This window comes from Jiella avicenniae (assembly GCF_021390325.1).
GTDB lineage: Bacteria > Pseudomonadota > Alphaproteobacteria > Rhizobiales > Rhizobiaceae > Jiella > Jiella avicenniae.
In genome coordinates this window covers 203,938-216,567 of record NZ_JAJUWU010000009.1, presented here as the reverse complement: position 1 = coordinate 216,567, position 12,630 = coordinate 203,938, and the positions used below count along the sequence as shown (strand labels likewise).

The 12,630-nt window shown below is 66.3% G+C and carries 17 protein-coding genes; 10 read left to right on the top strand and 7 right to left on the bottom strand.

Features of this window, described 5'->3' with window-relative positions; genetic code table 11:
* Positions 1-29 precede the first annotated feature (29 nt).
* The gene (locus LZD57_RS11360) at positions 30-923 is read right to left on the bottom strand and encodes a LysR family transcriptional regulator (RefSeq protein WP_233719735.1); all 894 of its coding nucleotides are present in this window, start codon (positions 921-923) and stop codon (positions 30-32) included.
* A 99-nt stretch (positions 924-1,022) separates the two neighbouring features.
* Between LZD57_RS11360 and LZD57_RS11355 the strand changes: the two genes are divergently transcribed.
* The 6 genes from LZD57_RS11355 to LZD57_RS11330 all read left to right on the top strand — a co-directional run bounded on the left by LZD57_RS11355 (position 1,023) and on the right by LZD57_RS11330 (position 5,426).
* Complete coding sequence (locus LZD57_RS11355; protein WP_233719734.1) at positions 1,023-1,763, top strand: SDR family oxidoreductase; 741 nt, start codon at positions 1,023-1,025, stop codon at positions 1,761-1,763.
* 68 nt (positions 1,764-1,831) lie between these two features.
* Entirely contained in the window at positions 1,832-2,044 is a 213-nt protein-coding gene (locus LZD57_RS11350) for a tautomerase family protein (RefSeq protein WP_233719733.1), read from the top strand.
* Positions 2,045-2,423: 379 nt separating this feature from the next.
* On the top strand, positions 2,424-3,020 hold the full coding sequence (thpR, locus tag LZD57_RS11345) for an RNA 2',3'-cyclic phosphodiesterase (protein ID WP_233719732.1): 597 nt from the start codon (positions 2,424-2,426) through the stop codon (positions 3,018-3,020).
* Positions 3,021-3,183: 163 nt separating this feature from the next.
* Complete coding sequence (locus LZD57_RS11340; RefSeq protein WP_233719731.1) at positions 3,184-3,573, top strand: YkvA family protein; 390 nt, start codon at positions 3,184-3,186, stop codon at positions 3,571-3,573.
* Positions 3,574-3,967: 394 nt separating this feature from the next.
* Positions 3,968-4,474: an invasion associated locus B family protein gene (locus LZD57_RS11335; RefSeq protein ID WP_233719730.1), complete on the top strand. Its 507-nt coding sequence runs from the start codon at positions 3,968-3,970 to the stop codon at positions 4,472-4,474.
* 190 nt (positions 4,475-4,664) lie between these two features.
* On the top strand, positions 4,665-5,426 hold the full coding sequence (locus tag LZD57_RS11330; protein WP_233719729.1) for a sulfate transporter family protein: 762 nt from the start codon (positions 4,665-4,667) through the stop codon (positions 5,424-5,426).
* Here LZD57_RS11330 and nth read toward each other — a convergent pair.
* The gene (nth, locus tag LZD57_RS11325; RefSeq protein WP_420844796.1) at positions 5,392-6,183 is read right to left on the bottom strand and encodes an endonuclease III; all 792 of its coding nucleotides are present in this window, start codon (positions 6,181-6,183) and stop codon (positions 5,392-5,394) included. The two genes, LZD57_RS11330 and nth, sit on opposite strands and share 35 nt — an antisense overlap.
* Before the next feature lie 22 nt (positions 6,184-6,205).
* Between nth and LZD57_RS11320 the strand changes: the two genes are divergently transcribed.
* Complete coding sequence (locus tag LZD57_RS11320; protein WP_233719727.1) at positions 6,206-6,748, top strand: DUF2244 domain-containing protein; 543 nt, start codon at positions 6,206-6,208, stop codon at positions 6,746-6,748.
* Positions 6,749-6,786: 38 nt separating this feature from the next.
* Here LZD57_RS11320 and LZD57_RS11315 read toward each other — a convergent pair whose 3' ends face one another.
* Positions 6,787-7,062, bottom strand: a complete 276-nt coding sequence (locus tag LZD57_RS11315; RefSeq protein WP_476733806.1) for a type II toxin-antitoxin system YafQ family toxin — start codon at positions 7,060-7,062, stop codon at positions 6,787-6,789.
* A gap of 217 nt (positions 7,063-7,279) precedes the next feature.
* Between LZD57_RS11315 and LZD57_RS11310 the strand changes: the two genes are divergently transcribed.
* Together LZD57_RS11310 and LZD57_RS11305 are read left to right on the top strand one after the other, a co-directional pair.
* Positions 7,280-7,546 (top strand): type II toxin-antitoxin system RelB/DinJ family antitoxin, encoded by a 267-nt coding sequence (locus LZD57_RS11310; RefSeq protein WP_233719726.1) that lies wholly within the window; start codon positions 7,280-7,282, stop codon positions 7,544-7,546.
* Between the two features lie 119 nt (positions 7,547-7,665).
* The gene (locus LZD57_RS11305) at positions 7,666-8,529 is read left to right on the top strand and encodes a bifunctional helix-turn-helix domain-containing protein/methylated-DNA--[protein]-cysteine S-methyltransferase (RefSeq protein WP_233719757.1); all 864 of its coding nucleotides are present in this window, start codon (positions 7,666-7,668) and stop codon (positions 8,527-8,529) included.
* Between the two features lie 61 nt (positions 8,530-8,590).
* On the opposite strand, the gene LZD57_RS11300 is transcribed toward LZD57_RS11305, so the two are convergent.
* The gene (locus LZD57_RS11300; protein ID WP_233719725.1) at positions 8,591-9,010 is read right to left on the bottom strand and encodes a MerR family transcriptional regulator; all 420 of its coding nucleotides are present in this window, start codon (positions 9,008-9,010) and stop codon (positions 8,591-8,593) included.
* Between the two features lie 69 nt (positions 9,011-9,079).
* Between LZD57_RS11300 and LZD57_RS11295 the strand changes: the two genes are divergently transcribed.
* Positions 9,080-9,775, top strand: a complete 696-nt coding sequence (locus LZD57_RS11295; protein ID WP_233719724.1) for a cation efflux transmembrane domain-containing protein — start codon at positions 9,080-9,082, stop codon at positions 9,773-9,775.
* Between the two features lie 60 nt (positions 9,776-9,835).
* On the opposite strand, the gene LZD57_RS11290 is transcribed toward LZD57_RS11295, so the two are convergent.
* From LZD57_RS11290 to LZD57_RS11280, 3 genes are all read right to left on the bottom strand, one after another.
* Positions 9,836-10,474 (bottom strand): DedA family protein, encoded by a 639-nt coding sequence (locus tag LZD57_RS11290; protein ID WP_233719723.1) that lies wholly within the window; start codon positions 10,472-10,474, stop codon positions 9,836-9,838.
* Positions 10,475-10,584: 110 nt separating this feature from the next.
* Positions 10,585-11,805: a class I SAM-dependent RNA methyltransferase gene (locus tag LZD57_RS11285; protein WP_233719722.1), complete on the bottom strand. Its 1,221-nt coding sequence runs from the start codon at positions 11,803-11,805 to the stop codon at positions 10,585-10,587.
* A complete protein-coding gene (locus tag LZD57_RS11280; RefSeq protein ID WP_233719721.1) occupies positions 11,802-12,569 on the bottom strand; it encodes a TlyA family RNA methyltransferase in 768 nt (255 codons plus the stop codon). The genes LZD57_RS11285 and LZD57_RS11280 overlap by 4 nt, the downstream gene beginning before the upstream one ends.
* Positions 12,570-12,630 lie beyond the last annotated feature (61 nt).

Below are 12,630 nucleotides of genomic sequence, written 5' to 3'. Positions count from 1 at the left end.
CTCGCCACCTTCGAGCGAGGTCGAGGGCTTCAGATCCTGCCGCCCGGAAACAGCGTCGCAACCCAGTCGATGAATACCCGGAGCCGCGGCGACAGCTGCCGGTTCTGCGGGTAGAGGACCCAGAGCGGCGTCGGCGCCGGCCGGTTGTCGGGCAGAACCTCGACCAGCCTTCCCGATTCGAGATCCGCCGTGAAACGATAGCGCGGCGCCTGGACGAGGCCGAATCCCCGCCGGGCGAGTTCGGCCATCAGGTCCGAGCCGTTGACGGTGATCCGCCCGGGCAGGGTGACGATGCGCGGCGCACCGTCGACGGTGAATTCGAGCGGCAACACCGCGCCCGTGCGCGACGACAGGAAGCGGACGGCCTGGTGCCCTTCCAATTCCTCGACGCGCCGAGGCGAGCCGTGTGCCGCGAGGTAATCGGGGCTCGCGACGGTGATCTCCTCGATCCAGGCGATCCGCCGTGCCACCATGCTGCTCTCGCCCAGATCGCCGGTGCGCAGGACGCAGTCGATCCCCTCCCGTACGAGGTCCACCATCCTGTCGCCCGCGCCGATGACGAGTTCGATGTCGGGATAACGGGTCAGGAAGTCGTCCAGCTTCGGCAGAAGGAACGACATCGCGAGGCGGGGATGGACGTCGATCCGCAGGAGGCCCCTCGGCTTGACGGCCGCAAACATCGTATTCGCCTCCTCGATCTCGGCGAGGATCTCGATGCATTTCCGATAATAGGCCTCGCCGTCGGCGGTCGGCGCGACATGCCGGGTGGTGCGCGTCAGCAGTTGCGCGCCGAGACGCTTCTCCAGCCGCTTGATGGCATCGGTCGCCGTCGAGCGGGAGTGGCCGAGGTCGCCGGCCGCCGTCGTGAAGCTGCGGGTTTCCACCAGCCGCGCGAAGAGCCGCATGGCGTCGATCTGATCCATTGTTTCCTCACGCCGAATAGTCTTTCCGGCTTTAGGTCGATTACAATGAACAAACCATCGTCTATCTCGCCATCGTCACACAACAGCAGGAGAGAGACGATGTCCGAGATTTCCAAAAAGGTCGCGATCGTCACCGGAGCATCGCGCGGTATCGGCGCGGCGATCGCCAGACGGCTGGCGAGCGACGGGCTTCTCGTGGTGGTCAATTTTGCCCGCAGCCGCGATTCCGCCGACGCGCTCGTTCGCGAGATCGAAGGCAGCGGCGGACGGGCGCTGGCCGTTCAGGCCGACATCGGTGCGCCCGGCAGCATGAAGGCGCTGTTCGACGCGGCGGAAACGGCGTTCGGCGGGGTCGACGTCCTCGTCAACAATGCCGGGATCATGAAGCTTTCCCCGATCGCCGGGGTCCGCGACGAAGATTTCGACCGGCAGGTGGCTGTCAATTTCGGCGGCGTCTTCCGCGGCATGCGCGAGGCGGCGAACCGGCTGCGGGACGGCGGCCGGATCGTCAACTTCTCGACCAGCGTCGTCGGCATGAAGCTGCCGACATACGGCGTCTACGCGTCGATCAAGGCCGCCGTCGAGACCATGACGTCGATTCTGGCCAAGGAACTCGGGCCGCGCGGCATCAGCGTCAATACGGTCGCGCCGGGCCCGGTCGAAACCGAACTGTTCCTCACTGGCAAGACCGACGAGCAGGTCGCGGCGCTGGCTGGCATGACCCCCTTCAAGCGGCTCGGGCAGCCTGAGGACATTGCCGGTGTCGTCGCCTTCCTCGCCGGCCCGGACGGCGGCTGGGTCAACGGCCAGACCATCCGTGCCAATGGCGGCATCGCCTGAACGGCGAGCCGGTCGCGGTCCGCCCGTCTCACCCACCATTTTCCCCGAAGACGAAGCAGGAGACTTCCATGCCCTTCGCCAATTTCAAGACGCCGGAAGGCGCACTTTCCAAGGCCCAGAAAGCCGAGATCGTCCATCGCACCACGGCGATGTTCGCCGAATATTTCGGCGATGGCGTGCGTCCCCACACCATGGTGCTGATCGAGGAAGTCGAGGATGGCGGCTATGGCCGGGCCGACGAGGTCTACGAGATTCCCGAGGCCTATCGCGCGAAGCCGTGACGAGAAAGTCCGGCTCGCAAGCCGAGGACAGACGCGACGGGCGGGCCGATCACGGCCCACCCGCGCTTTTCGTCGCAGTGCCGTCGCCACCCTCCCGACGACGCGGTTTTTCAAGGCGGACGCAACGGTTCCCGCATCCGATATCTGTGCAAACAGCGCGTCGGCGGCGGAGAAAAACGCCGCACCGGCCGGCCCTCTGCTTGAAACATCGCATGTGTGATGAAACTCTCGGGGACGGAATGGTCGGCAGGTGCCCGTTCGCGTGTGCCCTCCGGCATTTCATCGAAATGCTCCGGGGCGAGCCGAAAGGCTCGCGAACGGGTGACGCGATGAGGCGTATTGCGCGTCCGGGGCCAGCAAGACGCACGGAGACGTTCCGATGCCGCGACTCTTCACCGCCCTCGAAATTCCGCAGGACGTCGCCGTTTCGCTGTCGCTTCTGCGGGGCGGCCTTCCTTCCGCCCGCTGGATCGAGCCGGAGAACTATCACCTGACGCTGCGCTTCGTCGGCGACGTCGAGCCGCGGCTCGCCGACGAGTTCGTCGCCGCCCTGGACCGGATCGAACGTCGCGGCTTTCGCCTGACGCTTTCGGGCCTCGGCGCCTTCGGCAACAAGAAGCCGCATTCGGTCCATGCCGAAGTCGCCGCCTCGCCGGACCTCAATGCCCTCCAGGCCGAGATCGACCGGGCCTGCAAGCGCCTCGGGCTTCCGGCCGACCAGCGCAAATTCGTGCCGCACGTCACCCTCGCCAGGCTGAAGAACGCCAAGCCGGCGGATGTCGCCCATTATCTGGCGCTTCGCGGCGGCTATCGCAGCCGCGACTTCAAGGTCGAGCGGTTCGGATTGTTCTCCTCGCGCGATTCCGTCGGCGGCGGCCCCTACGTCCTCGAAGAAGCCTTCGGTCTCGGGCGCCAGGAGGACTTCGTCCCGGCGGCTCCGCTGTCCTATCCGCGCTTTGCAAGCGATTTCGGCTGAGGCGAAGACACGGCCTGCAGCGGGCCGGCGCGGCGAGCCGGAACCTCGGTCGAGGCTAAGGCATTCGGCAAAAACGAAAAACCCGGCGGGGACAGCTGCCGGGACTTGAGCGTCGCCCTCGTCTTCGCCATCTCTGTGCGACGACCAGGATGGGAGAGGCAGGATGACGATCGACGGATCGAAGATCGACGAGCGCAAGATCGAAGAGATCCTCAGGATCGGGTCCGAGAAGGATTTCAAGAAGCGGGAGAAGCGCGTCCGCTCGTCCTTCTTCGACACGGTGCGCCGGGCGCTCAAGCACGTCCCCTTCATGGAGGACGTCGTCGCCTCCTATTATTGCGCGATCGATTCGGAGACGCCGGCTTCGACCAGAGGCATCCTGATCGCCGCGCTCGCTTATTTCGTCCTTCCCGTCGACCTCGTCCCGGACATGCTGCTCGGGATCGGCTTCACCGACGACATCGCCGTCCTGCTGGCCGCCTTCAACGCCGTGCGCGGCAACATTCGCCCGGAACATTATCGCCGGGCCCGCGAGACGCTCGACGACCTCTGACCGGTCTCCGGGCCCATCCGTCGCGCATCGCGGCTCCCTTCCGCGTCCCAATCGTCGCAGGCGCGGCGAAACGTCGAAATCGTCAAACTCTCGCCTGATTCCTTTTCTTCTTCGAAACGGCGGCCGCGGCACTCGCGGCCGCCGTATCTTTCGCACGTCGCCGCCCTGGCCGGGCCATTTCTAGCTTGGGCTGCGCCGCGACCGGCAAGGCCCGACCGCCGGTCTCGGGACGTCACCGACCTCGAAAATCGCTTTGCGGTCTTTTGCCGTTCGTTAACCATCGCTAAACCGCACTCGTCTAGGTTTGCGAAAAGTCATCGTTTTCCGACGGTCGCCGAGCCTCGGCGAGGTCAAGGCAATCGCCCGAAAGACGCACACCGGAGAGCAGGAAACCATGAATTTCAAGACGATCCTGACCACCGCGGCGGCAATCTTGATCTGGTCGAGTGCGGCCATGGCCGCCCCGACGCCGACACGGATGAACACCTTCAACGACTGGGGGACCTATTCCTATTCCGGCTCCGGCGGGAAGGTCTGCTACATCCTGTCGACGCCGAAGAAGTTGCTGCCGGCCAATGTCGACCACGGCGACATCTTCTTCCTCGTGTCCCAGAAGCCCGGCGAGGGCGTCTCCTACGAGCCGCAGGCGGTGATGGGCTACGACCTCAAGGAAGGCTCCAAGGTCACCGTCGACATCGACGGCAGGAAGTTCTCGATGTTCACCAAGGGCAATTCCGCCTGGATGGAAAACGCCGCCGAGGAGCCGCAGCTCGTCACGGCGATGCGGGCAGGTCGCTCGCTCAGCATCTCCGCGACGTCGCAGCGCGGCACCAGCACCAACTACACCTACTCGCTTTCCGGCGTAACCGCGGCGCTGAACTCGATCCAGAACTGCCGGTAACCGCATTCTTCGCATCTCGGGCTTCGGAGCGCTCGTCGCGCGACGATGCCCACCGAAATGCGATTCGACGCCGGCCCCGCCTTCGCGCGGGGCCGCGCCGTTTTCGGCGAGGCGAGACACCGGGGCGCGCCGGCGCGTTGCGGGCGGCCCCGCCCCTGCCTATCTCATCCCTGCCAGATGAGAGAACGCCATGATCTTCACCAGCGCCCGCCTCGCCCTGTCGGATCTGTTGTCGCCGCCCTTCCGCGCCACCTTGTGGAAGTCGCTCGGGCTGACGGCGCTGGTCCTGATCCTTCTCTGGATCGCAGTCGAGACGGTGTTCGAGTGGCTGGCGGTGCCCTTCCTGTCGAATCTCTTTCCCGATGCGCCGCACTGGGTCGACCAGGCCGGCACCGTGGCGGGCTGGGGTGCCGGCCTCGCCCTCGCCATCGGCCTTCTCTTCCTCATCGGCCCGATCAGCGCGATCATCGCCAGCCTGTTTCTCGACGACGTCGCCGAGGTGGTCGAGCGGGACGGCTATCCCGCCTCTCCCGTCGGCCGGCCAGTGCCGTTCTGGCGCGGCATCGTCCTGTCGGTGAAATTCTTCGGCATCGTCATCGTCGGCAACGTGATCGCGCTGTTCCTGTTGCTCGTTCCGGGGGTCAACATCGTCGCCTTCTTCCTGGTGAACGGCTATCTCGTCGGCCGGGAGTATTTCGAATTCGCGGCGATGCGCTATCGCGCAGAAGCGGAGGCCAAGGACATGCGCGGCGATCATTCGACGACGGTGTTCCTCGCCGGTCTCGTCGTCGCGCTGTTCATGGCGATTCCGATCGTCAACCTCCTGACGCCGCTATTCGCCGCCAGCCTGATGGTGCATCTCCATCAGCGGATTTCGGCCAGGCAGGGCGGCCTCCCGGAACTTCCCCGAAACGACGTCAGACTGCCGGCGGACCGGGCGGCAGGGGCCTGAGTTCGGCCGGAACGTCGGTCGTCTTCACCTCGGCCCTGCAGAGGTCGGCAATGACGCAGATCCCGCAGTCCGGCTTGCGCGCCTTGCAGACGTAGCGCCCGTGCAGGATCAGCCAGTGATGGGCGTGGCGGCGGTAGGGTTGCGGGATGACCCTCAAAAGGTTCTGCTCGACCTCGTCTGGTGTCTTTCCCGGCGCCAGATGCAGCCGGTTGCCGATCCGGAAGATGTGGGTGTCGACGGCCAGCGTCTCTTCGCCGAAGGCGACGTTGAGGACGACGTTGGCGGTCTTTCGCCCGACGCCCGGCAGCGCTTCCAGCGCCGCCCGGTCGTTCGGCACCTTCCCGCCATGGCGCTCGAGCAGCGCCTCGGACAGCGCCGCGACGTTCTTCGCCTTGTTGCGGAAGAGGCCGATGGTCTTGATGTGCTCGCGGATCGCCGCCTCGCCGAGCGCGGCCATGGCGGCCGGCGTGTCGGCGGCGGCAAACAGCGCCCGCGTCGCCTTGTTGACCCCGGCATCCGTCGCCTGCGCCGAAAGCACCACCGCGACCAGCAGCGTGAACGGGTTGGTGTGTTCGAGTTCCGACTCCGGCTCCGGCCGCTGCACCGCGAAGCGCCGGAAGATCTCGCCGATCTCGTCGGCCGAATAGGGGATCTTCGGCGGTCGCGCGGCCAAGCGGCCTTTCGCGCTCTTCGCTGCGGCCTTTGCGCCGTCGCGCTTGACCCTCGGGGCCGGCTTGTCAATCTTTTCGCTCATCATCGCCCTATAGCGAGCCCGGCCGATGGATGCCAACGACGATCGAGACTTCATTCGGAACGCCGGGGCCGATCCGCGCGACGAAGCGACGTCCCCTGCCTCGGAACGGCCGATCTTCCAGGCCCTGTTGACGCCCTACCGCTCGCTGGGGCGGCGCGGTTTCACGGTGATGATGGGCTTCTTCTGCATCGTCAGCCTGGTCACCGGGATCCTGTTCCTCGCCAACGGCGCCTGGCCGGTGGTCGGCTTCTTCGGCCTCGACGTTCTGATCGTCTGGTGGGCCTTTTCGGCGAGCTACCGGTCCGCCAGGGCTCGCGAGGAGGTGATGGTCACCCGCAGCGATTGCGCCATCCGCAAGACCTCGCCGAAGGGAATCGTGCGCGAAGCCCATCACAACCCGTTCTTCGCGCGGTTCTCGGTCGCCCGCCACGAGGAAATCGGGATCACCCGCATGAGCGTCGATTCGCGCGACGGCTCCACCGAGATCGGCAGCTTCCTCAATCCCGACGACAAGCACAGTTTCGCCGAGGCTTTTCAGGACGCGCTGGTTCGGGCGAGGCGGGGCTAGACTGGACGATTGCTCAGAGTGGCAGATGCCGCGGTAACTCAATCGAAGAGTTCGGCGTGGGAGCCGAGGCGAACGAGCACCAAATCGTCTTCATCACGCTTGTAGATCAGGACGAGATCCGGCTTGAGATGGCAGTCGCGGTAGCCGCTCCAATTCCCGCTCAACGGATGATCCTTATTGCGCACCGGCAGCTTTTCACCCGCGAGAAGCATCGTGAGGATCGGGACGAGCAATTCGTCGAGGGACGGGTTCGCCCTCTTCTCGCGTTTGTAATCACGCCGGAACCCGGAGGTTCTCCGTATCGCGCTTGCCACCCCATTGCCTCCGCCGACAACCTCGACATGCGAATGAATTCCACCCGTCGCTCATCAGCATCGTCGGACCATGATTCGATCTCAAGTGGATTTCGGCGACGTGAGCGTTGCGCCTGGGACGATGGACCGCCTCATGGACATTGACATCTGGCGACGCGCAACCGACTATCTTGTAGCTACATTGTAGCCTTAACTCTCACTCAAGGAGGGGATGGCCATGGCGGCTTCTGAAGTCGTCCGCGCGCGTGTCGACCCTGATCTGAAAAAGCAGGCGAGCGCCGTCCTGTCGCAGATGGGTCTCTCGGTGTCCGACGCGATCCGGCTCATGCTGGTCCGTGTCGCCGCCGACCAGGCCTTGCCATTCGATGTGCGTGTACCGAATGCGGAAACGCGGGAAGCATTGGCCGCCGCCGAACGCGGAGAAACGAAGTCCTTCGCAACGATCGAGTCCCTGATGGCGGATCTGAACGACGACGAATCTTGAGGCATCCGGAAATCGGGTGGCGGCATGTCTTCACTCCATGCACTGATGGTCTCGAAGGAGATCCCGCCATGCTGTCATTCGCTCATGCCCATCTCGACGCCGTTCCCCTGCCCCAGATCATGCCGACCGGACGTGCTGCCTTGACCGACTACGAGACCGTCCGCCGGATGATCGAGTTCATCGCCACCGAATATCGCAGCCAGCCGAATCTCGCCGAGATCGCCGAGGCGGTCGGCCGCTCGGAAGAGACGCTGACCTCGCTTCTGAAGCGCTGGGCGGGGCTGACGCCGAAGGCGTTTCTCCAGGCCGTCACACTCGATCATGCCCGCCGCCTCCTCGACGACGGCGCTTCGCTGCTCGACGCCGCCTACGAGGTCGGCTTCTCCGGCCCCTCGCGGCTGCACGATCTGTTCGTCAAGCACGAGGCGCTCTCGCCGGGCGACTACAAGGCGCGCGGCGACGGCATCGATCTCTTCTACGGCTTTCACCCCTCGCCCTTCGGGCTGTCGATCGTGGTGGCCACCGACCGCGGCCTCGCCGGCATCGGCTTTGCCGATCCGACGGACGGCGGCGAGGCGACGGCGCTCGACGACATGCGGCGTCGCTGGCCGCGGGCCCGCTTCATGGCCGACGCCTCGCGCACGGCGCCCTATGCCAGACGCATCTTCGATCCCGACCGTTGGGAGGCGGAGCGGCCGCTGAAGGTCGTGCTGATCGGCACCGACTTCGAGATCCGGGTCTGGCAGAGCCTGCTCGAAATCCCCTTCGGCCGCGCCACGACCTATTCGACGATCGCCGACAGGATCGGCTCGCCCAAGGCGGCCCGCGCGGTCGGCGCCGCGGTCGGGCGAAACCCGGTTTCCTTCGTCGTCCCCTGCCACCGGGTGCTCGGCAAGAGCGGCGCGCTGACCGGCTATCACTGGGGAATCACCCGCAAGCGGGCGATGCTCGGCTGGGAATGCGGCGTGCTGGCAAGGGACTGAGCGCGGCCCAAGGCTCGGATCGAATCGCCCCGATCCGGATGAAGTCGTTGCCGACGCGGCGTCAGGGATGCTCGCCGGCACAATGAGCGTGGTCGGCAAGCGTTTCGACGACCCGGCAGTCGCCGATCCGGCCATGACCGCATTCGCCGATCATCCGCGCGAGTTCGTCGCGAAGCCTGCCGAGGCTGGCGATGCGGCGTTCGACCTCGCGCAGGTGTCGTGCGGCGATGGCGTCGATCGTCGCGCAGGACTGTTCCGGATGCGCCGTGAGGTCGAGCAATTCCCGGATCGCCTCCGGCTCGAAGCCGAGTTCCCGAGCATGACGGATGAATGTCAGCCGTTCCGCATCGGCCCGGCCATAACGGCGCTGACCGCCGTCGCTGCGCGGCGCCGGCGGCATCAGCCCCGCGGCTTCGTAATAGCGGATCGTCGGCACCTTCACGCCGGCGCGGCGTGAGAGCTCTCCAATCGAAAATGCCATCTCTTCCTCTTGAACCTCTAGTCGCTAGAGATCGTAGACGGGTCGTCGGTAAAACGAAAGGAGTCCGAAATGACCGACGATTGCTGCCGCACCGCGCCATCAGGGCACGACCACGAGACGAAGGAAGGCTGCGGCTGTCACGAGGGCGTCCCCGTCTTCGACGGCGTCGATGCGCGCTACAAGGCGATCCTCTGGACGGTGATCGCGCTCAACGGCGTCATGTTCCTGACCGAGATGATCGCCGGCGAACTCGCCGGCTCGCAGGCCCTCAAGGCCGATGCCCTGGATTTCCTCGGCGACACCGTCACCTACGGCCTCAGCCTCGCGGTGATCGGGGCCTCGCTGAAGACCCGCGCTTCGGCGGCCCTGTTCAAGGGCGCATCGCTTTGCCTGATGGCGATCTGGGTGTTCGGCTCGACGCTTTACCACACGCTGGTTCTCGGCCTTCCGAGCGCGGGGCTGATGGGTGCGATCGGCTTCCTCGCGCTCGCCGCCAATCTCGTAAGCGTCCTCCTCCTCATGCGCTACAAGGACGGCGACGCGAACGTGCGATCGGTCTGGCTCTGCTCGCGCAACGACGCGATCGGCAACGTCGCGGTGATGGGCGCCGGGCTTCTGGTATTCGCGACGGCGAGCCCCTGGCCGGACCTCGCCGTGGCGGCGATCATGGCTGGCGTCTTCCTCACCTCCTCCGTCCAGATCCTGCGCCAGGCGTGGCGCGAATATGAGGGCGGCGACGGCCGCAACGCGGCGGCGGCGAGGTAACGGCAGGCGATGCGTTTGGAGCGGCCGGGCCACATGGCCGCTCCGGCCTGCCCCGACGGGTCAGTGCTTCCGGCTGGCCCCGGCCTCGGCCGCTTCGTCTTTGCCGCTGTCGGGCTCCTCGTCGACTTTGAACAGGAACTTGTATGTGCCGACGCAGCCGACGAGGCAGATCGCGGCGGCGGCGAGGTAGAGCGGCCAGGTGGAGTGGCCAGCGAAGTAGGTCTGGAAGGCCGTGCCGAAAAGAAAGGCGAGACCGCCATAGGCGAGCGACCAGGCCGCAGCGCTGATCGAATTGTAGAGCAGGAAGACCGGCCAGTTCATATGCATGGTGCCGGCGACGAAGCCGTTGAGCTGCCTCAGGATGATGATGAAGCGGGCGACGAGGACGACGACGAAGCCGTAGTTCTCGAACCGCTCCTCGACCATCTTGAAGCGCTTTTCCCCGAGGCCGAAACGCTCGCCCCAGCGGACCACGATGGCGCGTCCGTAACGCCGTCCGACGAGATAGCCGATATTGTCGCCGATGACCGAGCCGAAGAAGGCCGCGCCGAGGACGAGAAGAATGTTCAGCGAACCGTCGCCGGCGAGCAGCCCGCCCGCGACGACCAGGCTCTCGCCCGGAAGCGGCATCCCCGTCGATTCCAGGAGGACGACGACGAAAAGCAGTCCGCACCCGTATTGTGCGAGATATTCGGTCAAGATCCGTCAGCCCCGTCGCTGGAATGCTGTTGGCAGGAATGGCGTTCCAAGGTCTTCGCTCGCACGGCGGCCGCCGAACGGCAAGCGGCCTTGCGCCACCATCCGTGCAATCATCCTCGCTCCAGGAGCGCCACCGCCTCGACGTGGCGGGACCAGAGGAACTGATCCAGCGGCGTCACCGAGACCAGCCGATAGCCGCCGGCGAGAAGGATCTTCAGGTCCCGCGCGAGAGTGACCGGGTTGCATGACACGGCTGCGACGCGCTTGACGGCCGAGGCCGCCAGTTCGCGGCTGACACCCTCTGCCCCGGCCCGCGGCGGATCGAAGAGAACGCCGTCGAAGCCCTTCATCTCCTTCGCCGGGATCGGCCGTCGGAAGAGGTCGCGGCGCTCGGTCGACAGCGGCTTCAGCCCGGACGCCGCCCGATGCGCCCGGTCCTGGGCGGCAAGGGCCGCGGCGTCGCTTTCGACCGCGTGGACGGCCACGCGCCGGGAAAGCCGCAGCGAGAAGGTGCCACAGCCGGAAAACAGATCGGCGACGCGCTTGCCGCCGGACAGATGGCCCATCACCAGATCGGCCATGGCGTCTTCCGTGCCCTCGACCGCCTGCAGAAAGGCGCCGGGCGGAAGCTCGACGGCGATGCCGGAAAAATCGACGAGCGGCGGCCTTGCCTTGACGATAATCTCGCTGCCGAGGCTCAGACGGGCGATGCCGGCTTCGAGCGCCATCGTCACCGCCGGCTGACGGAGCTTCTCGGAAAGCAGAGCGGCATCGCTCACGGCGACGTCGAGGCCGGCGCCGGTCACGGTGACGGCGAGCTTCAGCGGCCGCTTGCGGTCGATCAGCAGCGACGACAGCCGCCGCAGAAAGGGCAGCGCTCTCTCGATCGCCGGATGGGCGATCGGGCAGGTTTCGATCGCGACGACGCGATTGGTGCGCGCCGCATTGTAGCCGAGGACGACACGATTGCCGGCTTTCGCCGCCGTCAGCGTGACCCGTCGGCGCGAGCGCGGGCGGCAGGTAACGAGGGGCGCCACCGCCGCCTCGATGCCCTCCCGCTCCAGGGCGCGGACCACGAGCCCGCGCTTGAAGTCGTGATAAAGGTCGTCGCTCGCGTGCTGGAGATCGCAGCCGCCGCAGTCGCCGAAATGCGGACAGGCCGCATCGCGGCGCTCCGGCGAGGCTTCGACGAGCGTGAAGTCGTGTCCGACCAGGCTCTCGTCCGCCTCGGTCTCGACCACCTCGCCCGGCAGCGTGAACGGCAGATAGTGCTGTCCCCTCGCCCCTTGCGCGATGCCGTCGCCCTTGGCGCCGAGGCTTTCGATGGTCACCCGCAAGAGCTGGTCTTTCGTCCGTTGAGAAGGAATTCACGATTGCCGTCGCCGCCGGCGATCGGGGAGTCGATCAGACCCGGAGCCTGCCATCCGGGCTGGGCACCGAGCCAGTCCCGCAGGCGCTCGGCCACGGCGAAGGCCGTTTCGGGATCGCGCAGGAGCCCACCCTTGCCGATCGCCTCGCGGCCGGCCTCGAATTGCGGCTTGACCAGGAAGACGGCGTCGGTTCCCGGCTCCGCGAGTTCGAGCGCCGGCGGCAGGACGAGCGTCAGCGAGATGAAGCTGACGTCGGCGACGAGGAGGTCGAACGTCCGGCCATCGATGTCTTCCCGCGTCAGCTCGCGCGCATTCAGGCCCTCGACGGCGCCGACGCGGGAATCGGCGGCGATCGCGGGGTGCATCTGGCCGTGGCCGACGTCGATCGCGACGACATGCGCCGCTCCCCGTTCCAGCAGCAACTGGGTGAAGCCTCCGGTCGAGGCGCCGATATCGAGCGCCGTCCGCCTCCTAGCATCGATGCCGAACCGGTCGAGGCCGGCCTTCAGCTTCAGCGCCGCCCGGGAAACGTAAGCCTGGGCCGGGTCGTCGACAGAGATCTCGGCATCCGCCTCGACGGCGAAACTCGCTTTGGTCTCGACCCGTCCGTCAACACGCACATGCCCGCGCTGGATGGCGTCGCGCGCCCGCGAACGCGTCTGCACGAGCCCCCGCTCGACGAGACAGGCGTCGAGACGCGGCCGGTTGGATCGGATGTCAGCCATCCGCGGGTGATGCGACGCGCCGACGCCCTTGGCAAGGCCCAATTCGCGTCGCCGTTCACCG

Coding starts and splice junctions, on each gene's coding strand:
- LZD57_RS11360 (WP_233719735.1), bottom strand. CDS start 923: ATGGATCAGATCGACGCCATGCGGCTCTTCGCGCGGCTGGTGGAAACC.
- LZD57_RS11355 (WP_233719734.1), top strand. CDS start 1,023: ATGTCCGAGATTTCCAAAAAGGTCGCGATCGTCACCGGAGCATCGCGC.
- LZD57_RS11350 (WP_233719733.1), top strand. CDS start 1,832: ATGCCCTTCGCCAATTTCAAGACGCCGGAAGGCGCACTTTCCAAGGCC.
- thpR (WP_233719732.1), top strand. CDS start 2,424: ATGCCGCGACTCTTCACCGCCCTCGAAATTCCGCAGGACGTCGCCGTT.
- LZD57_RS11340 (WP_233719731.1), top strand. CDS start 3,184: ATGACGATCGACGGATCGAAGATCGACGAGCGCAAGATCGAAGAGATC.
- LZD57_RS11335 (WP_233719730.1), top strand. CDS start 3,968: ATGAATTTCAAGACGATCCTGACCACCGCGGCGGCAATCTTGATCTGG.
- LZD57_RS11330 (WP_233719729.1), top strand. CDS start 4,665: ATGATCTTCACCAGCGCCCGCCTCGCCCTGTCGGATCTGTTGTCGCCG.
- nth (WP_420844796.1), bottom strand. CDS start 6,183: ATGATGAGCGAAAAGATTGACAAGCCGGCCCCGAGGGTCAAGCGCGAC.
- LZD57_RS11320 (WP_233719727.1), top strand. CDS start 6,206: ATGGATGCCAACGACGATCGAGACTTCATTCGGAACGCCGGGGCCGAT.
- LZD57_RS11310 (WP_233719726.1), top strand. CDS start 7,280: ATGGCGGCTTCTGAAGTCGTCCGCGCGCGTGTCGACCCTGATCTGAAA.
- LZD57_RS11305 (WP_233719757.1), top strand. CDS start 7,666: ATGCCGACCGGACGTGCTGCCTTGACCGACTACGAGACCGTCCGCCGG.
- LZD57_RS11300 (WP_233719725.1), bottom strand. CDS start 9,010: ATGGCATTTTCGATTGGAGAGCTCTCACGCCGCGCCGGCGTGAAGGTG.
- LZD57_RS11295 (WP_233719724.1), top strand. CDS start 9,080: ATGACCGACGATTGCTGCCGCACCGCGCCATCAGGGCACGACCACGAG.
- LZD57_RS11280 (WP_233719721.1), bottom strand. CDS start 12,569: ATGGCTGACATCCGATCCAACCGGCCGCGTCTCGACGCCTGTCTCGTC.